This window comes from Streptomyces marokkonensis (assembly GCF_039539045.1).
Taxonomy (GTDB): Bacteria; Actinomycetota; Actinomycetes; order Streptomycetales; family Streptomycetaceae; genus Streptomyces; species Streptomyces marokkonensis.
In genome coordinates, this window is record NZ_BAABCQ010000092.1 from 1 (window position 1) to 23262 (window position 23262).

Below are 23262 nucleotides of genomic sequence, written 5' to 3' on the forward strand. Positions count from 1 at the left end.
GTTTTTTGAACATGATTATCATTGTAGAGTCCTTGTATGGAGTGGTTGACGGCCCCTTTCGAGGTGGCCTTTGTGCAGCGGGCCCTGTGGGCCGGGATTCTGGTGTCGGCGATATGTGCCCTCGCGGGGACGTGGGTGGTGCTGAGGGGAATGGCCTTCCTCGGCGACGCCATGTCCCACGGCCTCCTGCCGGGCGTCGCGGTCGCCGCGCTGCTCGGGGGCAACCTGCTGGTGGGGGCGGTGGTGAGTGCGGCCGTCATGACAGCCGGTGTCACCGCCCTCGGCCGCACTCCGAGGCTGTCCCAGGACACCGGTATCGGCCTGCTCTTCGTCGGCATGCTGTCCCTCGGCGTCATCATCGTGTCGCGCTCGCAGTCGTTCGCCGTGGACCTCACCGGGTTCCTCTTCGGCGACGTCCTCGCCGTACGTGAGAGCGACCTCGCCCTCCTCGGGGCGGCGCTGCTGCTGGCGCTGGCCGTCTCGACGCTCGGTCACCGTGCCTTCCTGGCCCTGGCCTTCGACGAGCGCAAGGCCCGTACGCTCGGCCTGCGTCCCCGACTGGCGCACGCCGTGCTGCTCGGCCTACTGGCTCTGGCCATCGTCGCCTCCTTCCACATCGTGGGCACGTTGCTCGTCCTCGGCCTGCTCATCGCCCCGCCGGCGGCAGCCCTGCCCTGGGCGCGCAGTGTCCGCGGCGTCATGGTCCTCGCCGCGGGCCTCGGTGCGGCCGCCACCTTCGGCGGCCTGCTGCTCTCCTGGCACCTGAGCACCGCGGCCGGCGCGACCGTCTCCGCCCTCGCCGTCAGCCTCTTCTTCCTGTCCCACCTGGCCTCCGGGCTCCAGCACCGGCGTCATGCACGCCGCGCCGGTCTCACCGCCCGTACCGCCACCTTCACCGCGAACGCCCCCACGACCCGACCGAACGAAACCTGAGGCGATCTCCTTGTTCGTCCGAAGAAACGCCACACCCCTGGTACCGGTACTCCTGTCCGTGGTCCTGCTGACCGCGGGTTGCGCGGGCCAGGACGACGCCAAGTCCAGCCCCGAGAGCCCTTCTTCCTCCATCACCCCCCACGGCTACGTCGAGGGAGCCACCGAAGCCGCCGAGCAGCAGTCCCGGCTCCTCCTCGGCGACCCCGGCACGGGCGACACCCGAGTGCTGGACCTGATCACCGGCAAGACCCACGACAGCGCGCGCAGGGCCGGCGTCACCGAACTCACCACCGACGGCCGTTTCGGCTACTTCCACGGCACGGACGGCACCCACGTCCTCGACAGCGGCGCCTGGACGGTCGACCACGGAGACCACGTGCACTACTACCGCGCGCAGATCCAGGAGGTGGGCGACATCCCGGGCGGCACCGGTACGAGCATCCGCAGCGACGCGGGCGTGACCGTCGTAACGAAAGCAGACGGCAAAGCGGGCGTATACCCCCGCACCGACCTGGAGCAAGGCGCCCTCGGCGCCCCCGACCAGCTCCCAGGCACCTACGCCGCGCCCGTCGTCCCGTACGCGGAACACCTGATCACCCTCACGCGTGACGGCGACGCTCCCGCGAAGGTCGTCGTGCTCGACCGGTCCGGCAAGCGCGTCGCCACCCCGGAGTCCGAATGCGAGGACCCGAAGGGCGACGCGGTCACCCGGCGGGGGATCGTCCTCGGCTGCGCCGACGGCGCTCTGCTCGTCCACGAGGACGACGAAACCTTCACCGCGGAGAAGATCCCGTACGGCGAGGACGTGCCGAAGACGGAACGGGCCACGGACTTCCGGCACCGTCCGGGCAGCGCCACACTCACCGCACTCGCGGGCAAGGACGCCGTCCGGGTCCTGGACGTCACCGAGCGTGCCTGGACCCGGGTGGACACCGGCCCTGTGGTCGCCGCCAACACCGGCGGTGAAGGCTCCCCGCTCGTCGTCCTGGAGACCGACGGAGCCCTGCACGGCTACGACATGTCCACAGGCGAGGAGACCACGGTCACCGAACGTCTGCTGAAGGACATCCCCGAGCCCACCACCGGCAGGACCGGGACACCGGTGATCGAGGTCGACCGGAGCCGTGCCTACCTCAACGATCCCGCGGGCAAACGCGTGTACGAGATCGACTACAACGACGACCTCCGTGTCGCCCGCACCTTCGACCTGGACGTCCGGCCGTCCCTGATGGTGGAGACGGGCCGATGAGCGTACGCGTGGGGGCCGCGCGGGTCCGTGCCCTGCTGCTGACCCTGGTCACCTTCTTCGTCGTCGCCGGTACGGCGACCGCCTGCGCGGGCGGCGACGAGCGGCCCCGGGTCGTGGTGACGACCAACATCCTCGGTGACATCACCCGGGAGATCGTCGGGGACGAGGCGGACGTCAGCGTCCTGATGAAGCCGAACGCCGACCCGCACTCCTTCGGCCTCTCGGCCGTACAGGGCGCCGAGCTGGAGAACGCGGACCTGGTCGTCTACAACGGCCTGGGCCTGGAGGAGAACGTGCTGCGGCACGTGGACGCGGCCCGCGCCTCGGGGGTGGCCACCTTCGCGGCCGGCGAGGCGGCGGATCCCCTCACCTTCCACGCCGGCGAGGAGGGCGGTCCCGACGACGAGGCCGGCGAGCCGGACCCGCACTTCTGGACCGACCCCGACCGCGTGCGCAAGGCGGCCGACCTGATCACCGACCAAGTCGTGGAACACGTCGACGGCGTGGACGAGGAGACCGTCCGGGACAACGCCGCACACTACGACGGGCAGCTCGCCGACCTCACCACCTGGATGGAGAAGTCCTTCGCGGCCATCCCCGAGAACCGCCGTGCCCTGGTGACCAACCACCACGTCTTCGGATACCTCGCCGACCGCTTCGGCTTCCGCGTGATCGGCGCGGTCATCCCCAGCGGCACGACACTCGCCTCGCCCAGCTCCTCCGACCTGCGCTCCCTCACCCAGGCCATGGAGAAGGCCGACGTGCGCACCGTCTTCGCCGACTCCTCCCAGCCCACCCGGCTCGCAGAGGTCCTGCGCCAGGAAATGGGCGGTGACGTGGACGTCGTCCCGCTGTACTCCGAATCGCTGACCGAGAAGGGCAAGGGCGCCGGCACCTACCTGGAGATGATGCGCGCCAACACCTCGGCCATGGCCGGGGGCCTCACCGGTGACTGACCAGCATCCCCGAGGGCCGGCGCACCGATCGCCGACCGTTCCACCACACATCCCCGTGCCCACAGGGCCGGAGAGGACATGCACACGATGAACAGGCCGACACGCGCCAGAATGCTCACGGGCACGGCCCTCGCGCTGACGGCGTCCATGGCGCTGACCGCCTGCGGCGGCAGCGACGACGCCTCCTCCGACGCCGAGCCGAAGCGGCAGACGAAGAGCAGTGGGACCACCGCGGTCGAGAACCCGCTGGTCGCCTCCTACGACGGGGGACTGTATGTCCTCGACGGCGAAACCCTGAAGCTGGCGAAGACCGTCGAGCTGCCTGGTTTCAACCGGATCAACCCGGCGGGCGACGAGGACCACGTCATCATCTCCACCGACAGCGGCTTCCGCGTGTTCGACGCGGCCCGACAGACCTTCACGGACGCCGAGTTCAAGGGATCGAAGCCCGGACACGTCGTCCGGCACGGCGACAGTACGGTCCTGTTCACCGACGGTACGGGCGAGGTGAACGTCTTCGATCCCGCGGACCTGGCCGGCGGCAAGCAGCCGGAGGGCCGCAGCTACACCTCCGCCGAGGCCCACCACGGCGTCGCCATCGAACTGACCGACGGCGAACTCGTCACCACCCTGGGCACCGAGGAGAAGCGCACCGGCGCCCTCGTCCTTGACAAGAACAACAAGGAGATCGCACGCGCAGAGAACTGCCCAGGTGTCCACGGCGAGGCGGCCGCCCAGGGCGAGGTGGTCGGTCTCGGCTGCGAGGACGGCGTACTTCTCTACAAGGACGGCGGGTTCACCAAGGTCGACGCCCCCGACGACTACGCCCGCACCGGCAACCAGGCCGGCAGCGACGTCTCCCCGATCCTCCTGGGCGACTACAAGACCGACCCCGAGGCGGAACTGGAACGACCGACCCGCATATCGCTGATCGACACCCGCACGGCGAAGATGAAGCTGGTCGAGCTCGGCACCAGCTACTCCTTCCGCTCGCTCGCCCGTGGCCCGCACGGCGAAGCCCTCGTGCTCGGCACCAACGGTGTCCTCCACGTCATCGACCCGGAGAGCGGAAAGGTGGAGAAGAGGATCGAAGCGGTCGGCGACTGGACCGAGCCCTTGGACTGGCAGCAGCCCAGGCCCACCCTGTTCGTCCGCGACCACACTGCGTACGTATCCGAACCGGGCAGGCGTCAACTGCACGCCTTCGACCTGGACTCGGGTGAGAAGCTGACATCCGTGACACTGCCGAAGGGCACCAACGAACTGTCCGGGACGGCGGGCGGTCACTGACCGGTACCGCTCCCCGCACTCCCTGCCGGGAACGCCCGTCGGCCCGGTGCCGACGGGCGTTCCATGCTGCCCGCGCCAGGCACTCACGCGAACGTCCCGGAGAGCCGGCGTGCCCCTTGAGGCCGACCGGTGAGGCCACTGGGCCGAGGGTGAGCAGGATGCCGTTTTCGATCGAGACGACCGCGTGGACCTCGATGAGCAAGGGCCTGAGCGCGAAGGGGGCGGTGCTGTCGTTCGTCCTGTATGGCCGCCGGGGGCAACGGGGTTAGGCTCGCGCCGCACCACTCCGGGCCGCTCTTGTCGGGCTCGCCCCCCGTGGGCCGACGCCGGTCAGGAGGTCCGTGCGGTGTCGCCGTCCTGATCGGCCGAGTGAAACAGTTCGAGGACACGTTCCTCGTACCGGACGCGGGCCGGGGAGAAGTCGTACGGCATTTTGCCGATGGCCTCCATCACGCTCATCCTCGCCCCGTCTTCTTCCTCGCCGGCGTGCTCGTCCTCCTGGGCCAGGAGGACGTCGAGGGACTCGTTCAGGCCGGATCTTTCGATGGCGGCTGCCAGGGCGGTCTCGTGATCACATCGCTGGGCGGCCAGGTCTTCGATGCGGGGGTCGTCGGGGGACATGGTGTCGTCCAGGGCCGCCTCGGCCTCGGTCAGGCGGTCTTCCTCGGCCCGCAGCTCGGGGTGGGTGGCCAGGACGATGAACCGGTCGGCCTGGACAGCGGCGCCCAGGGGGCCCAAGATGCGCTCCGTGACCAGGAGGGTATCGAGGTCGGCGGAGCGCAGGGCTCCGGGCGGTAGATCGCGCAGGCGGCCGGTGACCAGCGGTGAGAGCAGGCCCAGGGGGCCGCCCACCTCGCGGAGGCGGTGCACGGCGGCCCGCTGGGCTTCGATGGCGGCCGCCTTGGAAGCGAGGGACTCCTCCAGGCGGGCCAGGGACTGCTCGATGCCGGTGGTGCCCATGAAGGCGGCCCGGATGTCGTCCAGGGAGATACCCGCATCGGCCATCTTGCGGATCCACAGCAGGCGGATCATGTCGTCGTATCCGTAACGGCGGCGGTCGTCGCTGCCGCGTTCCGGTTCGGCGAGGAGCCCGATGGCGTGGTAGTGGCGGATGGCTCGGGGCGTGGTCCCGGCGAACGCGGCGGCATCGCCGATCTTGACCCGGCGGGGAATCGCAGGAAGGGGCATGTGAGGGAACCTCTCAATGTCGTGCTCGCCGCCCACTGGACCACATGCCGCTACGGCACATGCAAACCGCTGCCCCGTCGGGTGATCCGCAGCAGGCGCTGCTCGTCGTCGTCATCGATCTCGCGGACGTGTACTCGCTCAGCCACCGGCACAACTTCCCTGCTACGTATTGCCGGAGAGTGTCATTCCGCCGGTGTGCCGATCCGAAGCCGGTTGCCGTCAGGGCCGTGCAGCTCGATCTCACGCGCCCACGGAGCGTCCCTCGCCTGTACACCGAACTCGGAGGCGATGGCCTCGACATCGCGAACGCGGAGGTGGACCGGCGTGTCGGGGCGGGCATCGCCCTTGTGCTCCGACAAGAACAACCGCACCCCGCCCCGGGCGACCTCGACGAACGCGGGAAGTCCCGGTGCGAAGCGGTGTTCCCACTGCTTGGCGAAGCCCAGCCGCTCGTACCAAGCGACCGCCGTCGCGGCGTCCTCGACGCGAAGAACGGGAACGACGTCCTCGTCCATGGCGTCATCGTCGCAGACCGTCCAGGGCGAACGTCGCCTGATGCGGCACTGGGTCGCGCGGACGGGCACGAGGCAGTAACGGGGGCCTTCAGTCGTGTGGCTCTTCGGGGAGGAACGTCACCTGCGGGGCGCCCGTGCGCGGATGGACGGCGACTTCCGCCGCCACTCCGTAGACCTCGGCCAGAAGCCGCGGGGTGAGGATCTCGACGGGCGGTCCGGAGGCGGTGACCTCACCGGCGCGCAGTACGTAGAGGCGGTCGCAGTAGTAGGCGGCCAGGTTGAGGTCGTGCAGGGCGAGCAGCACGGTGGCGGGCAGTCGGCGCAGGGCGCCGAGCACGGACAACTGGTGGCGGATGTCGAGGTGGTTGGTGGGTTCGTCAAGGACAAGGAGGGTGGGCTGCTGGGCGAGAGCGCGCGCGATGAGGACGCGCTGACGCTCGCCGCCGGAGAGCCGGTCGAAGGGGCGGTCGGCCAGGTGGACGGCGTCGACCGCGAGGAGTGCGGAGTCGATGAGTTCGGCGTCCTCTGGGGTGTCGCCGGCGAGGAGTCTTTTGTGCGGGGTGCGGCCCATGGCGACGACCTCGCGGACGGCGAGGTCGAAGTCGGCTGCCGAGTCCTGGACCACCGCCGCCACGGTGCGGGCCAGTTGTCGCACCGGTAGCGACCAGGCGTCGCCGCCGTCGACGCGGACCTGGCCGGTGTCGGGGCGCAGGACGCGGTAGACGGTGCGCAGGAGGCTGGACTTGCCGCTGCCGTTGGGGCCCACGAGCCCGATGGTCTCGCCCGGGCGGGCGGTCAGGGAGACGTCGCGCACCAGGTGGCGGGCTCCGGCGGTGAGCGTGACGCCGTCGACGTCCAGTGCGGTCGCGGTCATGCCACTCCTCGGTCGGTGCCGCGCCGGGCGTCGCGGCGCATCAGCCACAGGAAGAACGGTCCGCCGCACAGGGCCGTGAGGACACCGACGGGTATCTCCATCGGGGCGGCGACCGTCCGTGCGGTGATGTCGGCCCAGAGGAGGAAGACCGCTCCGCCGAGTGCCGCTGTCGGCAGGACCCTGCGGTGGTCGCCGCCGACGAACAGGCGCACGATGTGGGGCATCATCAGGCCGACGAAGCCGATCGGTCCGGCCGCCGCGACCAGCACGCCCGTGACGAGGGAGAGCAGCACGAACAGCCGGGCGCGGAACCGGGCCACGTCCAGACCCATGGTGGTCGCCGCTTCTTCGCCGGCCAGCAGCAGGTTCAGGTTGCGGGCCTGCGCCATGAGGACGCCGACACCGAGCAGCAGGGCGGTGCTGGGCAGCCACAGCGTGCCCCAGTTGACCCCGCCCAGGCCGCCGAGGGTCCAGGCGAGGACCGCGCGGGCCTCGTTGCCCCGGTCGGTGGTGAGCAGCAGCAGATCGAGGACGGCCGTGAGCACCGCCGCGATCGCCACCCCGGACAGCACCAGCCGCGATGAGGTGATGCGTCCGCCGGTGCGGGCGGTGGCGTACACGAGCAGGAGTGCGCCCAGGGCGCCCACGAAGGCGGCCACCGACAGGGAGAGGGGCCCGAAGAGGGTGACGCCGAACACGATCACCGAGACCGCGCCGAGCGACGCCCCGGAGGAGACGCCGAGCAGGTACGGCTCTGCGAGAGGGTTCCGCACCAGGGCCTGCAGCGCGGTGCCGATCACCGCCAGGCCGGCGCCGGTGACCGCACCGAGCAGCACCCGCGGCGCCCGCACGTCCACCACGATGGTCTCCCGGGCTCTTGACCAGTCCGGTTCCTGCCAGTCGGCGCCCAGCGCGTGCGTCACGATGCCCCACACCTGGCCCGGCGGTACATGTACGGAGCCGATCGCGAGGCCCGCCGTGGCGGAGACGACGAGCAACGCGGTGAGCACCAGCAGTGTGACGGCCAGCCGCGTACGGCCTGTTCCCGAGCCGGTGGCGTCTTGCCGTTGCACCGTCCGTTCGGCGTGCGCGCCGGTGGCGGCCTGAGTCACCGGAAGCTCTTCGGGTGCAGCCCGCGGGCCAGGTCCTCGACCGCGTAGGCCGAGCGGATGCCGACCAGGGTGGCGGTCAGCGGCAGGACGACGAACCGCTTGTTCCTGACGGCGGGTACGTCGGCGAGCGCGGGCTGGGAGAGCAGGAACTTCTTCTTCTCCTCGACGCTTTCGGCACCGGCGTAGTCATAGATGGCGATGACTTCCGGCTTGCGCTCGACGACCTGCTCCCAGGAGACGTCACCGAAGACGTCGTCGAGGCCGGTGAAGACGTTGTCGCCGCCGGCCAGCCGGATCAGTTCGGTGCCCAGGCTCTTGCCGCCCGCGGTGAAGGCGCTTTTGTCGCCGCTGTCGTAGACGAAGACGGGCACCTCGGGCTCGCCTTCGACCTTGCCGGCGGCCTTGCCGACGCGGCCTTCGAGGTCGGCGACCAGTTCGTCGGCCCGGTCCGGGACACCGAAGATCGTGCCGATGGTGCGGATCTCGGCGTAGGTGTCCTTCATCGTCACCCGCTTATCGCCGCAGTACTCGCGATTGAGGTAGGTGTCGATGCCGACGTCGGCGAACGCCTCGCGGGAGCGGCCCTCGTTCTCGTCGAAGGCGCTGCCGTAGCCGCCGAGGACGAGGTCGGGTTCGGCGTCCAGGACGGTCTCGAAGGACGGTTCCCTCTCCGCCAGTTCCGGGACGGACTCGTAGTCCTTCTTCAGCTCGGGCAGGACGGCGGAGTCGGGGAAGGCCGTTCCGACCAGGCGGTCCTTCAGGCCGAGGGCGAGCATGAGCTCGGCCGGGTGCTGGTGGATGGTGACCACCCGCGACGGCGGCCTGTCGTACGTCGTCTTCACACCGCAGTTGTCGATCGTGACCGGGAAGCCCGCGGGCACGGCCGCGCCGGCCTTCGCGTCCCCACGGCTCTCGTCGGACGAACCGCAGCCGGCGGTCAGCAGCACTGACGTGAGAGACACGGCAGCGGCCGTGGCACGAAGGAACCCGCGCGTGCGGGCAGGGGTGAACAGCTGGGACACGTGAAGCCTCCTGGAGTCCGCGCTCCTTGGGACGGGCCCGCGACGGACCAGTGTCCTGACTCCCGGATCGACGTTCCCTCCGCCTTCCCGCGCCGTGCGCAGTGGCATGTCGGAGGGGCGCTCCCCGGTCACAGTGGCGGGACCGTGCCGGATTCGCACCGGCTTCCTGTCTCCCGTCGCGGCGATGACCAGGTGATCCTACGTTCCTCCGAGCCGGCGGCGAAAGGGCGTGCGGGCCGGCCGTACGCCCCGCGCCTTCGGCACGCTTCGCGCGGTGGGGTGCGTCCCGCCCCGCCGGTTCCGGACAGCCGTGCGTGTCCCGCTGTGACCGCGAGGAACAGCGCCGTGACGGCCGCGAACAGCCGGCCGGGCGAGGGCAGGACGAATGGTCCGGCGATGGGCGGGCCGACCGCCGTCCCGGCGTTGAGTGTCGCGTTGCCCGCCGACAGGAACGCCGGACGGCGCTCGTCGTCGACGCCGTGCACGAGGTACGCCTTGTTGGCGGGCAGGTGGAGCGCGACACCGCAGCACGTCAGGACCAGCGCCCGGATCGCGAGGACCGGGTACCAGGCGGGTGTTCCCGGCATGTCGGCGAGCCGGTCGAGCCCATTGACGCCGGTGAACACCCCGGGGGCGGCAGGGTAGCCGAGAACAGAGGCGAGGGCCGGACCGCCGGGGCAGTCCGCGTCCATCGGACCGGGGCGGCGACCGAGCGCGGACTCGATCATCGCCTCGTACGCGTTGACGCCGAGCACCCGGCACAGACCCTCCCCGACCAGCGCACCCCCGATGCGGGGATTGACCTCCACCACTTCCGGGCCGTCGGCGGTCAGCACGAACTCCACGTGAGCGAACCGGTCGGTGCAGTCGATGGCGGCGAGCACCCGATCGAGCCGGCTCTCCAGCGATGTCCGCGTGTCCCCTGTGCAGGTGTCGTGGCGGCTCTGGCTGGATATCACCTCTGAGGATCGCTGCCCCATCAGCCAGACTTGCTGCCTCACGACACATGCGCACCGCTGCCGCGGTGGCCCGTGCCCGGGAGGCCCCTGATGACGTCAGAAGCGAGGCCGGACGAAGACGGGGCAGAAGCGCCGCCCGGGCGGGGACGGCCCCCCGGGGACCGCGTCGCGCTGCGCGGCGATCTGCGCTCCGCCCTGCCGGACGCCTCCGCGGCGGTGGTGGTCACGGCGCTCGTGTTCGCGTTCTTGTGGGCGCGCATGGAGTCGGGTGCTTCGGACACCGTCGCGGTCATGCCGTTCATGGACGATGCCGGCACCTACTGGATGTACCTGCTCAGCCAGGCGTTCGGATGGTCGGGACTGCTGTGGGCCTGGGGCACGGTCATGCTCGGTCTGCTGCTGTCGGGGCCACGCCCTGCCCGGCTGCCGGTCTCCCGGCAGGTACTGGAGCGCTGGCACCGCACCACGAGTCTGACGACGATGGCGCTGATGTTCGCCCACGCGCTCATGTTCGCGGCGGAACTCGTGCGCTACGAGACGAAGGTGGACTGGGCCGAGCGGCTGTGGGTGGGCTTCGCCGACAGCTTCGTCCCTGGCTGGTACGACTCCGGAACCGGCCGGATCGCCATCCCGCTCGGGCAGGGCGCCCTGTACCTGGCGATTCCGCTGGGGCTGCTGTTCTACGTCCGGCACCGCATCGGAGCGAACACCTGGCGGCGGCTGCACCGTTTCGTGATCGTCGTCTACGTGCTGAGCGTGTGGCATACGCTCCTGTACGGAACCAACGTCTGGTACGGGGAATGGCCGCGCACTGTCCTGTGGCTGCTGCAAGTACCCGTCGCGGGGCTGCTGTTGCTGCGTCTGCTGAGACCTGCCCGGCGGGCTGAACGGCTGGGCTCGCCGAAGGGAGGCATGGGCGCGGCCCGCCCGGCCTGGTGGGCGCGTGCGGTCGGACGCGTCGTCGCCGGAGCCGTCATCGTCGGGTTGGTCATCGTGGTGGTGTCCGGCCGCGACGGCGGACGGGACCGCCCGACCCATCCGCCCGCGACGGCCCCGCACTCCCAGGAGACGGACTGAGGGCCGGCACCGGTCGGTTGGCACGGCGTCCCGGGGTGGGATGATGTCCGGCGACAAGGCGACGGCGGAACGAGGAAGCCGGTGTGAAACCGGCGCGGTCCCGCCACTGTGATCGGCGAGCGCGTCCCGACAGGCCACTGCCCGGCAGCGGGCGGGAAGGCCGGGACGAGCATCGACCCGAGAGCCAGGAGACTCACGCGGTCGCCTCCTCGACGGACCACCGGGGCGGAGCTCCCCGGAGAGAGGGACGGCACCGCATGCTCGCAACGCCGACCGGACGAACGACTCACGACGCGAGGGCCGAAGCGGGGGCCGGCAAGGTGCCGTGCCGCATCGTCGTGTGCCGCGACTGCTGCTGCGGCAGCCCCAAAGTGACCGGCGTCGACCACACGGCCCAGACCGAACGCCTGCGCACCGCGGCACCGGTACGCGTCTCCGACTGCCTCGACGTCTGCGACCAGGCCAACGTCATCGTCGTACTGCCTTCAGCCGAGGGCAGGGTGGCCGGTGCCCGTCCCGTCTGGCTGGGGCTGGTCAACGACCCGGACGCGACCGAGGACATCGCCGCCTGGGCACGCGCGGGCGGCCCCGGCGTGGCACCGTTGCCGGACATCCTCGACCTGTACGCCATCACGCCGCCGCGGCGACGGCGTACGGCCTCCTGACCGTACGGACGGAAGCCGGAGGGAGGACAAAAGCCGTGCACGGAGCCCGGGCCTCGACGGCGTCCGTTGCCGCCGCCCTGCACGACGTGGCCGGCCTCGACGGCTTCTTCGCCCTGCAGGTCGGCGGACCGGACGACGGCTGGCATCCGGTCGCCCGCTCCTATGCCGCGGGTTTCACCGACCTCGCCGCAGCCGTCGCACGCCGCCACCGCACTCCGGAGCCACGCGTCGCCGTATCCATCGCCCAGCTCGGCCACGCCGCCCGCCTCTGGTCACCGGCACTCGCCTGCGTCGTCCTGCACGGGATCGTCCCCGACCTGGAGGGACTGCAGCGGGCCGAAGACGGACCGGCTCTCCGGGTGCCCCGCCCGGACGGCTGGTACGCCGACCGGCTCGATGACGGTCCCGTCCGCGTCCTGTACGAGCAGGTGACGGATCATCTGTCGGCACTGGCCGACGGACTGCGCGTCAAAGTCGCCCCGCGTCTGCTGGACGGCAATTCGGCGTCGGCGCTCGCCGGGGCGGCCCACGCCCTGCACACACTCCGTCCCGCCGAACGCGGACCGCTCACCGGCCTCACGACCGCGCTGCTGAACACCGGACGCCTGTCGGGCACCGGTGTACTCGTCCGCCCCGACCTCGTGTTCCGCCGCCGGAGTTGCTGCCTCTACTACCGTGCGCCGAACGGCTTGAAGTGCGGTGACTGCGGGCTGGCCGGAGGTGTGCCGCGGTGAGGTACCGCTGTCTCCGCCCGGCCGACGGGGCGGACGGGGCGGACGGGGCGGACGGAGGAGGCTGTGGCACACCTTGGTCACGACGGCGCTGTGGCACGGGGACGGGACGCTTGTGGTGTCCCGGCCCACCGCGTTCCTCGGTCAGAAAGCGGACAGCTCACTGCGGGCGGCGGCGACCAGGTTCTCCAGGGAGGCGCGGGTCTCGGGCCAGGCGTGGGACTTGAACACCGCAGGTGCACCCGGCGTACGACGTCACCGGTCCGTTCGAAGGATCCGGGCCGGCCGGTGCCGGTGTCTTTGACCGCGGGAAGTCGCAAGGCGTCCTGGGCGGCGGGCACCCTCGGAACTCTGCTCGGCGCGGGAGTCCTCCCGCCGCCGTGCACGCGCTGACTACCGGCGCGGTGCCGGTGGGTTCACTCGTCCTCGGCGATGCTCTTCATCGCCTTCCAGCCGTGAGTGACGCCGAGGAGGCATGAGGACCTTTTTTAAATACGGTACGGTGCGTATTGAATAAGGATACGCACGGAACCGCGCGGGAACGACCCGGCCTCCGCTGCTCGGGGCGCCCCGTACGCCGTGCCCACTCATCCGAGATCGGAGTCAGCACCGTGACCGACACGTACTACGACCTCGGCGACCATCGCCGCACCGTCACCACGTCCTCGCCGCAGGCACAGGTGTGGTTCGACCGTGGCCTGCTGTGGGCGTACTGCTTCAACTTCGAGGAAGCCGCGCGCTGTTTCGAGAAGGCTGTCGTCGAGGACCCCGAGTGTGCGATGGCCCACTGGGGGATCGCCTTCGCCAAGGGCCCCAACTACAACAAGGCCTGGCGATTCTTCGACGCCACCGACCTGAAGGCCTCCGTCGACTGTGCCAACGGCGCCCTGGAGCGGGCGCGCGCAGCCTCCGTCTTGTGCGCTCCCTTCGAGCGGGCCCTGATCGAGGCCATGGCGGCACGCTTCCCGCGTCATGGCCTCCCCGAGGGGCCGGACGGGTTCGCCGCCCTCGACCGCGCGTACGCCGACGCCATGCGCGAGGTCTACCGGGCTCACCCGGAGGACCTGGATTCCGTGGCGCTGTTCGCCGACGCGCTGCTGTGTGTGAGCCCGCGCGCCCTGTGGGACCTGGACACGGGGGAGCCGGTCGGCTACGGCACTCTGGAGGCCCGTGAGGTCATCGAGCTCGCGTTCGCCCGGCCGGGCGGAGACCGGCATCCGGCTCTCAACCATCTCTACGTCCATCTGATGGAGATGTCCCCGTTCCCGGAGACCGCTCTTCCCGCGGCCGACCGGCTGCGGAACCTGGCCCCCGACGGTGGGCACATGGCCCACATGTCCACGCACATCGACGCCGCCTGCGGCGACTGGCGCCGGGTGGTGGAGTCCAACGCGGTCGCGATCGCGGCCGACGACCGCTTCTTCGCACGAGAGAACAGCCGGCACTGGTACGCGCTCTACCGCGCGCACAACCTGTGCGTCCTGGCCTACGGCGCGATGATGTCCGGAAGGTCCCGCGAGGCGCTGGACGCCGCCCGCCGCATCGACGCACTCGTCACGCCGGAACTCCTGCGGATCGACAGCCCGCCCATGGCCGACCTGATGGAGAGCTACCGCACCACTTTGCCGCACGTCCTGATCCGCTTCGGCCGCTGGCAGGAGATCCTCGAGCTCGAACTCCCGCAGGACCGGGAGCTGTTCTGCTCGACCACCGCGATGATCCACTACGCGCGCGGCATCGCCTTCTCCGCGCTCGGCCGCATCACCGAGGCCGAGGCGGCCCGAGACCAGTTCGCATCGGCTCGCGCCACGGTGCCCGGGACCCGGTGGAACGCCGTGCCGGCCAAGGAGGTCGACGTCCTCGAGGTCGCCGCCGGGATGCTGGAGGGCGAACTCGAGTACCGCAAGGGCAACTTCGAGGCCGCCTTCACCGCCCTCGAGCGGGCCATCGATGCGGAGGACGCACTGCCCTACACCGATCCGCCGGCCTGGCTCCAGCCGGTGCGCCACGCTTACGGCGCGCTCTCCATGGAACAGGGCCGGATCGAAGAGGCCGGTGCGGTCTACCGCGCGGACCTCTACCTGGATCGCACCCTCGCCCGTCGCCGCACTCATCCCAACAACGTGTGGAGCCTGCACGGACTCCACGAGTGCCTCACCCTCCAGGGGCGATACGCGGAGGCCGGACAGATCGCCCTGGCCCGCGACATCGCCGTCGCCTCGGCCGACGTCCCCGTCGCGGCCTCCTGCTTCTGCAGGCTGAGCGCCTTCGAGGACGGGGCGGATTCCGGGTGTTGCGGCCCGCAGGATGAACAGGACGCCGAAGACGCCCAGAACGCCGATGACGGCCGGGTCTCCGGCACGACCGCGTGCTCCTGTCGCGCACAGTGACGTGAGCCCGGCCCGGCCGGGCCACTCCTGGGTGCTCCACGCCGCCGTGTGTGGAGCACCGAGGGCGTGTCCGGCACCGCACCGAATTCCCGCACGCACCGTTACGGAACTGCCGTAGGCTGATGACGTGCAAGGAAGACCACGGGATCCGGCTCGCGACGAGGCGATCCGCAAAGCGGCCCTGGAGCTCGTCACGGAACGCGGCTACCGGGGCATGAGCATGGAAGGCGTCGCGGCCCGCAGCGGCGTGTCCAAGCAGGCCGTCTACCGCCGCTACGCCTCGAAGGGCGAGCTGCTGCTCGACGCCCTGGATTCGGTCGGACGTGAGGTGTTCCCGGTACCGGACACCGGCAGCCTCAGGAGCGATCTGCTGCCGATGGTGCGGGCGGCGTTCGACCTGCATCGCTACAGCGACAAGGCCTTCAGCCAGGCCGTCGCCGCGGAGGCGGCACAGGGACCGGACTTCGCGCGGCTGGCTGTCGAGTCAGTCATCAACCCCCGCCGGGATCTCTTCCGCGGAATCATCGCGCGCGCCCGGGAGCGCGGCGAGGTCACCTGCCCCGACGACGACGTCCTCATCGACTTGATCTACGGTCCCATGTGGTACGCGCTGCTCTTCGACTTCGACCGGCTCACCGACGAGTACGCCGAGTCGATCACGGACGCGGTGCTCGCGGCGGCCCGTCCCGCCTGAATCCCCCGGGGTCCGCACGCCGTCCACCGCACACGGACCCCACAGCCGCGCGACCCCACTGCTCACTGCACTCCCCGCACGCGCAGCAGGCCCGATCGGTCGGCCCGCCGTCTGCTGGGGAAGTCGGACCCGCTCGACGCTCAGGCCGCCGCGCGAGCCGACGTCTATGTGGCCAATGGCGGCAAGCCGTTCGGCGGCAAGAACTTCAAGGACCTGTGCAGCATCGCCCTGTCCAGCAAGCGTGCCGACGCCGGGATCGGCCCCAAGGGCGGCGGAAACTCCCGGTCCAGAAGCTGTAGTACCTCCTGCTGCCGCCGATGGAATCCTGGCAGCAGGGGCTGCACGAAGGCGAGATGCTCCGTGATCGACAAGCCCCGGTGAGCGGGCGGCTGCGCCGGGTGATTCCGATCAAGGGCCTTGTTCATCGAAGCACAGAACAGGTACGCCGTTCCCATAGCCTCCGAGTCGAAAACGATCTGCCCGGCCGCCACTGAATCGATCGGACCGCATACGCCTTCGACCAAGGCGCCCAGCACATCAACGGCGACCGCCGGATCACCGTCCGGGTCCCACCGAGCATGCCTGAGCGCAGCGCGCATGCCCTCAGCCAACTCCGAAGCTGACGGCTCCGCCAGATCGCTCGCCATACCGCATCATCCCAGCCTGGCTCGCGGAAAACCACCCTGAACCAGCTACTCGCCGTGACCGAAGTCGTGGATGGCCGGCGAATACACGACACCTCAACATGCGATCCCACCAGTCCCAAGGCCGTAGTCGACCGTCCCTAATCCACGATTCTCTGAATTCAGGTTTCGATGTACTCTCAGGAGGTGCTGACACTCGCTGCTGACATCGAGGTGCTGGCGCGGTTCGGCCGCGCCCTCGCCGACCCCATCCGCTGCCGCATCCTGCTCGCCCTCCGTCAGGCTCCCGCCTACCCAGCCGACCTCGCCGATGCCCTGGAAGTCTCCCGCACCCGGCTGTCGAACCACCTGGCCTGCCTGCGCGACTGCGGCCTGGTCGTCACCGTCCCCGACGGCCGACGCACACGCTACGAACTCGCCGACGAACGCCTCGGCCACGCGCTCGACGACCTGCGGACAGCAGTCGTCGCCGTCGAAGCAGACAAGACCTGCCCGGACGCGGACCAGAAGGGCTGTTGCTGAATGACCGCGACATCCCTCAGCCCCAGCCCTGCACACCGTGACACGCTCACCCGGCGCATACGCCTGCTCGTCGCCGCGACCATCGCCTACAACGTCATCGAAGCCGTGGTCGCGATCACCGCCGGCACGCTGGCCTCATCGACCGCCCTGGTCGGCTTCGGACTCGACTCCGTCATCGAAGTCTCCTCCGCCGCAGCCGTCGCCTGGCAGTTCTCCGCCCGCGACCCCGCCGTCCGCGACGCACGCGAGCAGCGCACCCTGCGGATCATTGCTGTGTCGTTCTTCGCGCTCGCCTCCTACGTCACCGTCGATGCCGTCCGCGTGCTGACCGGCACAGGAGAGGCCGACCACTCGATTCCCGGTATCGTCCTCGCCGCCCTCTCGCTCGCGATCATGCCCTTCCTGTCGGCGGCCCAACGCAAGGCCGGCCGTGAGCTCGGCTCCGCCTCCGCGGTCGCCGACTCCAAACAGACCCTGCTGTGCACCTACCTCTCCGCCGTGCTCCTCGTCGGCCTGCTGGCCAACCTGCTGCTCGGCTGGTCCTGGGCCGACCCGATCGCCGCCCTCGTCATCGCCGCCATCGCCGTCAAGGAAGGCCGCGATGCCTGGCAAGGGAAAGGCTGCTGCGCACCCACCACTCACGTCCCTGCCGCGAGCACCGCAGCAACCTGCAGTTGCGCCAACGGTTGTGACTGCTGCTGAAAACCGGCGCCAGGGGCGGATCGGGTACACCGAGCCGCCCTTGAGGCACTTATTGCGCAACTTCTGATGGCCGGAACTACCAGCATCCTCGGCGGGCATGGTCGCCTCCTGGTGCTCGGGTGTTCAGGGGTCGGATGTGCGTGGTCAGGTAGGCGGGGCCCTCGCCGCGTCGGGGTTGTTCGACGGCGGCGAGTTCTCCGAACTACGCGTCGGCCCGGCTGTCACCGACCCGGCCGGGGCGGGGCAGCCTCGGGTCGCTGCTGTTCGGCGGGCGCTGGGCGAGGCCCTCGCCACGGTGCTGGCGGTACGCGACGGCGCGCCGTCGACCGGCCCCGCACCCACGTACGCGCAGGTGCAGGCCCTCGTCGACGGGCCCGGCGTCACGTGCCGGTGAGCTTGTCGAGGTCGGGGGCGTAGACGGTCATCCAGTGCGGGTTCAGCCGGTAGTAGACGACCTCGCGGTTCCAGTCGAAGGCGTCGTCGTCGCCGTAGAAGTCCTTCAAGTAGGCGAGGAGTACCTGCCAGTCGGCCGTGGTCTCGGCGTCCTCGGGGTTCAGCTCCTCCACCGTGCCGTGGGTGAACACGCCGAGGTCCTCGCCGCGCATGTGCGCGACGCTGGCGGCCGGACGGGCCGCGAGATGACGGGCCTTGGCGGCGTTGCGCGCCGTGCCGAAGTGCCACCGGCCGTGCAGGAAGTGCCCGTCGGCGCCGCTGATCCGAGGTTCGCCCTTTGCGGTCACCGTGGAGAGGGCGAGCGTGCACATGCCGGTGAGGACCCCGGTGAGCTGCGCCGCCGTGATGGTGCGGCCCTCGACGATCGAGCGGAGGTGTGCGGTCGAGCCGGAGAGGGAGGAGTCGAGGAGGGACTGGAGCTTGTCGAGTTCTTCTGGGGTTTCGCGCATACGTCCATCGTCGGCCGTAAACCCGACACCCTCTGTCGTCGTTGATGAAGCAGCGGTGAGGTTGCTCCGCGCGGGTTCCGCTCGGTGCTGCGTGGATGGCAACAGGTGGGGGACGAACGCCGGGACACGGTCGTCGCCGCTGCCGTCCTCACCCTGGAGCGTCAACCTCGCGCTTTCATGAAGCGGGCTGTCCGGCAGGTGGTCAGGAAAGCAAAAAGTGCCTCTGACCAGCAAGAATGAGGATTGTCGAGGTCCCTGTTCCTGCCATCGTCGGAGGCACTTCCCAGGTGAAGATGCGACACGAGGTCGCGTGTGTTGAGTGGGCTCTTTTGGAGAGGGGGTCGGCGATGGCGTCGATGACAGAGTAGCCCCGGGTCAGTGTCCGATGACCTGTCCCCACCCGGACATGCGTCGCTATCAACGGCGGGGTGTGAAGCTCCAGGGAAGAGCCCAAGTGCCCTCGTTCCGCCCGAGGGCAACAGGCAAGGGAAAGACCGGACGGGTGAACAACCGTGAACCCTCGATGACGTCTCGTGAGAGAAAGCCCCGCCGGTGGGAAGCGACAGCGAGGTGCAGGGCAGGCCGCTGAAACGCGGCAGGTGCCGGGCGGATGCTTCACGCCGCCCGGGAGGACACCGCCGCCCCGGGACATAGAGGGCACCCAACCCGGTCGCAGCTCAGGCACGCGGAACGTGGAAACCCCGACGGAAGCCGCCCGCCCATACCGGTCGGGCGGTGGGCTGACCGTGAGGAAGGCTGACGTTTCCGGCGGGAAAGGACGGCTCGAGAAGCGAAGGCCGGCACGCCGGAAGGCCCGAGGAAACCAAGGCAGTTACGGGCGGTGGACTCTCCGCCGCCGCTTTGGCCAACTCGCCGGATACGGACCGATGTCCGAGTCCGAAAGGACGCCGGCGTGAGCCGGGTGAGCCTGTGAGGAGGGACGATGACAGCAGCGACAGCACCGAAGGACAAGTTGGACGCCCCGGCCCCTGCCGGGTGAACGGACCGGAGGGCGGCCTCGTGGACTGGCCCGGCATCGACTGGGACCAGGCGGAGAAAGACGTACGCCGTCTGCGTCAACGCATCTTCACGGCGTCGAAGGAAGGGGACCTGGCGAAGGTCAGGAACCTGCACAAGTTGATGCTCCGGAGTCTGAGCAACACGCTGGTCAGCGTGCGGCGGGTGACGGAGATCAACGCCGGACGCAAGGCGGCGGGGATCGGCGATCAGGTCGTGCTCACCACCTCGGGCAAGTCGGAACTGGTGCGCTTCATCCAGTAGCGCGGCAGTAACTGGCAGGCCCGCGCGGTCCGGCGGGTGTTCGTCCCGGAGGCGGGAGGACGCAAGCGGCGCCCGCTCGGCATCCCCGTCATCGTCGACCGGGCTCGTCAAGCCCGTGTCTCGGCGGCGTTGGAACCTGAGTGGGAAGCCCGGTTCGAGGCGAGGTCGTATGGCTTCCGTCCGGGCCGGGGCTGCCATGACGCGATCGGGGCCATCTTCAATACGCTCAGCGGCAAGAACCCGCAGCGCGTGTGGATCCTGGACGCGGACCTGGCAGCGGCATTCGACCGCATCGATCACGACCAGCTTCTGGCCGGGCTCGGCACTTTCCCCGCCCGGGGATTGGTCCGGCGATGGCTGAAGGCCGGGGTCGTGGAACGCGGGAGGTTCACACCGACCGAGGAGGGGACTCCCCAGGGTGGCGTGATCAGCCCCGTGCTGCTGAATATCGCTCTGCATGGGATGGAGATGGCTGCGGGCGTGCGGTATCACCCTTCGGGCCGACGGGCCGGAGAAATCATGCCGAACGCTCCTGTGCTGGTCAGATACGCTGACGACCTCGTGGCGATGTGCCACAGCCGCGCTGCGGCTGAGCAGGTCAAGGCAAGGCTTGCCGAGTGGCTCGCGCCCCGGGGGGCTGGTCTTCAACGAGGACAAGACACAAATCGTCCACGCGGAAACCGGCTTCGACTTCCTCGGGTTCAACGTGCGCCGCTACCGCAGCGGCAAGCTGCTGATCAAGCCCAGCAAAGCAGCCGTCAGGCGGATCCGGGGCAGACTGGGGGAGGAAATCCGGGCCCTCCGTGGCGCGGAGCCTGCGGCAGTACTGCGGGCGCTCAATCCGATCGTTCGCGGATGGGCGGCCTACTACCGGACGGTGGTGTCCAAAGAGGTCTTCGCCTCGCTGGACGCCTACCTGTGGCAGCTCACCTACCGGTGGGCGCTGCCCAGGCACCCGAAGAAGCCGAGGCGCTGGATCATGAGGCGGTACTTCGGCCGCTTCAATCCTGCACGTCAGGACAATTGGGTGTTCGGTGACCGCGACAGCGGCGCCTACCTGGTCCGGTTCGCCTGGACGAAAATCATCCGTCATCAGCTGGTCAAGGGCGGGGCATCCCCGGATGACCCTGCTCTGGCCGACTACTGGGCCGACCGCCGTCGCAAGGGCGCCCCGCTGCCGCTGGACCGGGCCACCATGCGTCTACTGAAGACGCAGGCAGGCCGCTGCCATCGGGGCGGGCAACTGCTCCTGCACGCAGTCCGGTCCCCGCAGTCCCCAAGGGAGTGGGAGCAATGGTTCCGCACCACCCGAAAGGCGATCAAGACCCAACACATCGCTTACTAGGGGACGAAGACGTTGGATGGGGTTCAACTCCGTCTCACCCACGCCTCATGCCGCCAACGCTCATACGTGGACGGCCGCGAGGAAAACCTGCGAACCGGAGAGCCTTTGGGGCTTGCTTGAGCCGTATGCGCGGATGACGTGCACGTACGGTTCTGAGGGGGCCGGGGTCCAGCAATGGACTCCGGCTACCCGACCACTCCATCGGGTCCTATCCCCGTGTCCGCGTCCAGGACGACGGCCGCCAGGTCGTCTCCCAGGCCGGGACGGTCCTGCTCGTCGAAACGGCCCGCAAGACCGGCCGTGACCAGGTCATATCCCAGGCTCTGGCGCCGTGGCGCAAGCCGCGGGCCGTCCACGATCCCGGCAAGATCCTTCTGGTTGTCGCCCTGGCGGTCGCGCTGGGCGGGGACTGCCTTGCCGATGTCGCGTTGCTGCGGGCCGAGCCGGCCGTGTTCGGTCGGGCAGGCGGGTCGTCCCCGGCCTCTCGTGTGGGACGCGCGTGACGGCAGCCGTCACGTACCGGTCGTCAGCGAGGCGGTCGCCGGCGGAGGCGGCGGAAACAGAGGCGGTTGGCGGCCGGAGGCGGAGGCACTGCCGGCGGAGGCGGAGGTGTCGGCTGGTGTCCGCCGCCGTCATCCGGCCGGACTGTCCGAGGGCTGAGCCTTGCCGAGCATCTGACAGGTGGCCGCTTCGACGAGGGCCTTGTTCGCGGTCGCGGCGGCCCGACGGGCGTTGACCAGTGCCTCCTGCACGACGCGGTACGCCGCCAACTGCACCGGCCCCGGCACGGACTCCAGCGCGCCGCCCGTCGCCAGCTCGACCGTTCCTCCCGCGGCACGATGACTGTCCAGCAAAGCGTCCAGCTCACCGAGGCCCGGCATCGGCTGGAGCGGGACGGCGTCCGCGGGGTCGCGCAGCATCCGCAGCAGGTCGCGGAGCTCGCCGCTGCTCTGCCGGCCCGCCGCCGCGAGGCCGTCGACCTGGGCACGGGCCCAGTCGGGCAGCTCGCCGCCGCGGGCCCGCAGGGTCTCCGCGTGCACGACGAGCAGGGTCAGCGAGTGCGCGACCACGTCGTGCATCTCACCGGCGATCCGTGTCCGCTCACGTTGCGTGGCCTGCGCCGTCTCCAGGATCTGTGCCCGGCGCGCGTCGGCCGCCCGCCGCTCGGCCGCGGCCAGCAGTTCCTGCCGGGTCCGCGCGGCGAACCCCATCGCCCACGCCAGCGGCATCGGGGCCAGCGCGGCAAGGACGTCCAGGCCGCCCTGGAAGTCGCCGGATTCGGTCGTCATCCGGTTCAGCCACAGACCGGCCACGTTCAGCACGGTGACGCCGAGGACCGCCGACACGGTCCGCCTCCAGCTCGTGCCGAGGTTGCCCAGGTTGTAGAGCAGCACCGCCAGCGGCAGAAAGACCAGCGGCGACAGCTTGGCTCCTGCGCCCGCACTGCCCACCAGCGCCGCCAGAAGGGCCGCGAAAGCCACAACGAAGGCGGTGACCGGCAGCCTCCGCCGCAACAGCAGAACTACCACGCCCACCGCCTCATACACCGTGAGCGACGCCCAGGCCGGCCCGGAGGTGTCCACGTACGGCTGCGACAGCAGCGGCGGCAGAAGCGTCAGTACGACCAGCCCGGCGTCGGCGCCCCATCGGGGCCACCTGCCGTCCATCACTCTCATCCGTCCGACACTATGACCTCGCACGCCGGTCTTCGTCACTCCAAAGAGCCACGCGCACGCCGGCGGGCCCGGCAGGGCGGCCTCATGCGGTGTCAGGGCGGTGTCAGTCCGCCGCCGTCGGTGACCACGCTTCGCATCAGCAGGTCGAAGTGTTCGCGAACGTGCTCGACCAGGTCGAACGTGGGGTCCATGAGCCACTGGGCCGTCAGGCCGTCCGCGCAGGCGACCAGCGCGCGGCCCAGTGCGTCGGGATCGACGTCGGCCCTGACCAGTCCCGCGTCGCGGGAGGCGCGTACCGCGCGGGCGTTGTTGGTCCGCATCAAGTCGAAACGCCGCCGGAAGTAGGCGTGCGCCGGGTGGGCCGGGTCGGTGGCCTCGCTGGCGGTCGTGGCGAACAGGCGGGTGAGGCCGGGCGAGGCCATCGTGTCGAGGCCCACGTCCGCACGAGTCAGGGACGGATACGAAGACGTCACGATGGTCTCCCAGCAGATCAACGGCAGAGTCCGGCCATGCCACCACACGCCACTGACTACAC

General features: G+C 70.1%; 24 protein-coding genes, 2 pseudogenes and 2 riboswitches. Of the genes and pseudogenes, 16 read left to right on the forward strand and 10 right to left on the reverse strand.

Features of this window, described 5'->3' with window-relative positions; genetic code table 11:
• The first annotated feature begins 36 nt into the window (after nt 1-36).
• From aztB to aztD, 4 genes are all read left to right on the forward strand, one after another.
• Nucleotides 37-933, forward strand: a complete 897-nt coding sequence (gene aztB / locus ABEA26_RS21945) for a zinc ABC transporter permease AztB (protein WP_345594686.1) — start codon at nt 37-39, stop codon at nt 931-933.
• A 10-nt stretch (nt 934-943) separates the two neighbouring features.
• Nucleotides 944-2182, forward strand: coding sequence for a hypothetical protein (locus tag ABEA26_RS21950; protein ID WP_345594688.1), 1239 nt, complete (start codon nt 944-946; stop codon nt 2180-2182).
• On the forward strand, nt 2179-3138 hold the full coding sequence (gene aztC / locus ABEA26_RS21955) for a zinc ABC transporter substrate-binding protein AztC (RefSeq protein WP_345594690.1): 960 nt from the start codon (nt 2179-2181) through the stop codon (nt 3136-3138). Before ABEA26_RS21950 ends, aztC begins: the two co-directional genes overlap by 4 nt.
• 87 nt (nt 3139-3225) lie before the next feature.
• Nucleotides 3226-4428 (forward strand): zinc metallochaperone AztD, encoded by a 1203-nt coding sequence (gene aztD, locus ABEA26_RS21960; protein ID WP_345594692.1) that lies wholly within the window; start codon nt 3226-3228, stop codon nt 4426-4428.
• A gap of 330 nt (nt 4429-4758) precedes the next feature.
• On the opposite strand, the gene ABEA26_RS21965 is transcribed toward aztD, so the two are convergent.
• The 6 genes from ABEA26_RS21965 to ABEA26_RS21990 all read right to left on the reverse strand — a co-directional run bounded on the left by ABEA26_RS21965 (nt 4759) and on the right by ABEA26_RS21990 (nt 10140).
• A complete protein-coding gene (locus tag ABEA26_RS21965; RefSeq protein WP_345594694.1) occupies nt 4759-5616 on the reverse strand; it encodes a MerR family transcriptional regulator in 858 nt (285 codons plus the stop codon).
• A 182-nt stretch (nt 5617-5798) separates the two neighbouring features.
• Nucleotides 5799-6131 (reverse strand): glyoxalase superfamily protein, encoded by a 333-nt coding sequence (locus ABEA26_RS21970; protein WP_345594696.1) that lies wholly within the window; start codon nt 6129-6131, stop codon nt 5799-5801.
• An 88-nt stretch (nt 6132-6219) separates the two neighbouring features.
• The gene (locus ABEA26_RS21975) at nt 6220-7005 is read right to left on the reverse strand and encodes an ABC transporter ATP-binding protein (protein WP_345594697.1); all 786 of its coding nucleotides are present in this window, start codon (nt 7003-7005) and stop codon (nt 6220-6222) included.
• On the reverse strand, nt 7002-8117 hold the full coding sequence (locus ABEA26_RS21980; RefSeq protein WP_425587879.1) for a FecCD family ABC transporter permease: 1116 nt from the start codon (nt 8115-8117) through the stop codon (nt 7002-7004). The genes ABEA26_RS21975 and ABEA26_RS21980 overlap by 4 nt, the downstream gene beginning before the upstream one ends.
• The gene (locus ABEA26_RS21985; protein ID WP_345594698.1) at nt 8114-9139 is read right to left on the reverse strand and encodes an ABC transporter substrate-binding protein; all 1026 of its coding nucleotides are present in this window, start codon (nt 9137-9139) and stop codon (nt 8114-8116) included. The genes ABEA26_RS21980 and ABEA26_RS21985 overlap by 4 nt, the downstream gene beginning before the upstream one ends.
• Nucleotides 9140-9187: 48 nt before the next feature.
• Nucleotides 9188-9308: riboswitch (cobalamin riboswitch) on the reverse strand.
• Complete coding sequence (locus ABEA26_RS21990; protein WP_345594700.1) at nt 9268-10140, reverse strand: hypothetical protein; 873 nt, start codon at nt 10138-10140, stop codon at nt 9268-9270. It overlaps the preceding riboswitch by 41 nt.
• Before the next feature lie 48 nt (nt 10141-10188).
• Between ABEA26_RS21990 and ABEA26_RS21995 the strand changes: the two genes are divergently transcribed.
• From ABEA26_RS21995 to ABEA26_RS22015, 5 genes are all read left to right on the forward strand, one after another.
• Nucleotides 10189-11175 carry a ferric reductase-like transmembrane domain-containing protein gene (locus tag ABEA26_RS21995; protein WP_345594702.1) on the forward strand — a complete coding sequence of 329 codons (987 nt, stop codon included), beginning with the start codon at nt 10189-10191 and terminating at the stop codon, nt 11173-11175.
• A gap of 26 nt (nt 11176-11201) precedes the next feature.
• A riboswitch (cobalamin riboswitch) is annotated at nt 11202-11390 on the forward strand.
• Nucleotides 11391-11432: 42 nt separating this feature from the next.
• Nucleotides 11433-11840, forward strand: a complete 408-nt coding sequence (locus ABEA26_RS22000; protein ID WP_345594704.1) for a (2Fe-2S) ferredoxin domain-containing protein — start codon at nt 11433-11435, stop codon at nt 11838-11840.
• Nucleotides 11841-11875: 35 nt separating this feature from the next.
• A complete protein-coding gene (locus tag ABEA26_RS22005; protein ID WP_345594706.1) occupies nt 11876-12574 on the forward strand; it encodes a (2Fe-2S)-binding protein in 699 nt (232 codons plus the stop codon).
• Nucleotides 12575-13182: 608 nt separating this feature from the next.
• Complete coding sequence (locus ABEA26_RS22010; RefSeq protein WP_345594707.1) at nt 13183-14961, forward strand: tetratricopeptide repeat protein; 1779 nt, start codon at nt 13183-13185, stop codon at nt 14959-14961.
• Between the two features lie 127 nt (nt 14962-15088).
• Nucleotides 15089-15655, forward strand: coding sequence for a TetR/AcrR family transcriptional regulator (locus ABEA26_RS22015; protein WP_345594709.1), 567 nt, complete (start codon nt 15089-15091; stop codon nt 15653-15655).
• Between the two features lie 164 nt (nt 15656-15819).
• Here the strand turns inward: ABEA26_RS22015 and ABEA26_RS22020 are convergent, their stop codons facing one another.
• The gene (locus ABEA26_RS22020; protein WP_345594711.1) at nt 15820-16302 is read right to left on the reverse strand and encodes a hypothetical protein; all 483 of its coding nucleotides are present in this window, start codon (nt 16300-16302) and stop codon (nt 15820-15822) included.
• A 183-nt stretch (nt 16303-16485) separates the two neighbouring features.
• Here ABEA26_RS22020 and ABEA26_RS22025 point away from each other — a divergent pair, with 183 nt between their 5' ends.
• The 3 genes from ABEA26_RS22025 (at nt 16486) to ABEA26_RS22035 (ending at nt 17917) form a co-directional block, all read left to right on the forward strand.
• On the forward strand, nt 16486-16821 hold the full coding sequence (locus tag ABEA26_RS22025; RefSeq protein ID WP_345594712.1) for an ArsR/SmtB family transcription factor: 336 nt from the start codon (nt 16486-16488) through the stop codon (nt 16819-16821).
• Entirely contained in the window at nt 16822-17523 is a 702-nt protein-coding gene (locus ABEA26_RS22030; protein ID WP_345594713.1) for a cation efflux transmembrane domain-containing protein, read from the forward strand.
• 136 nt (nt 17524-17659) lie between these two features.
• On the forward strand, nt 17660-17917 hold the full coding sequence (locus tag ABEA26_RS22035) for a hypothetical protein (RefSeq protein ID WP_345594714.1): 258 nt from the start codon (nt 17660-17662) through the stop codon (nt 17915-17917).
• Here the strand turns inward: ABEA26_RS22035 and ABEA26_RS22040 are convergent.
• Nucleotides 17904-18425, reverse strand: coding sequence for a pyridoxamine 5'-phosphate oxidase family protein (locus ABEA26_RS22040; protein WP_345594715.1), 522 nt, complete (start codon nt 18423-18425; stop codon nt 17904-17906). The two genes, ABEA26_RS22035 and ABEA26_RS22040, sit on opposite strands and share 14 nt — an antisense overlap.
• Before the next feature lie 1020 nt (nt 18426-19445).
• Between ABEA26_RS22040 and ABEA26_RS22045 the strand changes: the two genes are divergently transcribed.
• From ABEA26_RS22045 to ABEA26_RS22060, 4 genes and pseudogenes are all read left to right on the forward strand, one after another.
• A complete protein-coding gene (locus tag ABEA26_RS22045; protein WP_345594717.1) occupies nt 19446-19706 on the forward strand; it encodes a reverse transcriptase N-terminal domain-containing protein in 261 nt (86 codons plus the stop codon).
• A 36-nt stretch (nt 19707-19742) separates the two neighbouring features.
• A pseudogene (locus tag ABEA26_RS22050) lies at nt 19743-20285 on the forward strand (reverse transcriptase domain-containing protein); the annotation flags it as partial.
• A gap of 31 nt (nt 20286-20316) precedes the next feature.
• Nucleotides 20317-21051 carry a group II intron maturase-specific domain-containing protein gene (locus ABEA26_RS22055; protein WP_345594719.1) on the forward strand — a complete coding sequence of 245 codons (735 nt, stop codon included), beginning with the start codon at nt 20317-20319 and terminating at the stop codon, nt 21049-21051.
• A gap of 152 nt (nt 21052-21203) precedes the next feature.
• A pseudogene (locus ABEA26_RS22060) lies at nt 21204-21542 on the forward strand (transposase); the annotation flags it as partial.
• A gap of 141 nt (nt 21543-21683) precedes the next feature.
• Here the strand turns inward: ABEA26_RS22060 and ABEA26_RS22065 are convergent.
• Together ABEA26_RS22065 and ABEA26_RS22070 are read right to left on the reverse strand one after the other, a co-directional pair.
• Nucleotides 21684-22718 carry a sensor histidine kinase gene (locus ABEA26_RS22065; RefSeq protein WP_345594732.1) on the reverse strand — a complete coding sequence of 345 codons (1035 nt, stop codon included), beginning with the start codon at nt 22716-22718 and terminating at the stop codon, nt 21684-21686.
• Between the two features lie 101 nt (nt 22719-22819).
• A complete protein-coding gene (locus tag ABEA26_RS22070; protein ID WP_345594721.1) occupies nt 22820-23200 on the reverse strand; it encodes a TetR family transcriptional regulator C-terminal domain-containing protein in 381 nt (126 codons plus the stop codon).
• Nucleotides 23201-23262 lie beyond the last annotated feature (62 nt).

Excerpts from the sequence above, each read along its gene's own strand:
- aztB (WP_345594686.1), top strand. The coding sequence starts at position 37 with ATGGAGTGGTTGACGGCCCCTTTCGAGGTGGCCTTTGTGCAGCGGGCC.
- aztC (WP_345594690.1), top strand. The coding sequence starts at position 2,179 with ATGAGCGTACGCGTGGGGGCCGCGCGGGTCCGTGCCCTGCTGCTGACC.
- aztD (WP_345594692.1), top strand. The coding sequence starts at position 3,226 with ATGAACAGGCCGACACGCGCCAGAATGCTCACGGGCACGGCCCTCGCG.
- ABEA26_RS21965 (WP_345594694.1), bottom strand. The coding sequence starts at position 5,616 with ATGCCCCTTCCTGCGATTCCCCGCCGGGTCAAGATCGGCGATGCCGCC.
- ABEA26_RS21970 (WP_345594696.1), bottom strand. The coding sequence starts at position 6,131 with ATGGACGAGGACGTCGTTCCCGTTCTTCGCGTCGAGGACGCCGCGACG.
- ABEA26_RS21975 (WP_345594697.1), bottom strand. The coding sequence starts at position 7,005 with ATGACCGCGACCGCACTGGACGTCGACGGCGTCACGCTCACCGCCGGA.
- ABEA26_RS21995 (WP_345594702.1), top strand. The coding sequence starts at position 10,189 with ATGACGTCAGAAGCGAGGCCGGACGAAGACGGGGCAGAAGCGCCGCCC.
- ABEA26_RS22000 (WP_345594704.1), top strand. The coding sequence starts at position 11,433 with ATGCTCGCAACGCCGACCGGACGAACGACTCACGACGCGAGGGCCGAA.
- ABEA26_RS22020 (WP_345594711.1), bottom strand. The coding sequence starts at position 16,302 with ATGGCGAGCGATCTGGCGGAGCCGTCAGCTTCGGAGTTGGCTGAGGGC.
- ABEA26_RS22030 (WP_345594713.1), top strand. The coding sequence starts at position 16,822 with ATGACCGCGACATCCCTCAGCCCCAGCCCTGCACACCGTGACACGCTC.
- ABEA26_RS22040 (WP_345594715.1), bottom strand. The coding sequence starts at position 18,425 with ATGCGCGAAACCCCAGAAGAACTCGACAAGCTCCAGTCCCTCCTCGAC.
- ABEA26_RS22065 (WP_345594732.1), bottom strand. The coding sequence starts at position 22,718 with ATGGACGGCAGGTGGCCCCGATGGGGCGCCGACGCCGGGCTGGTCGTA.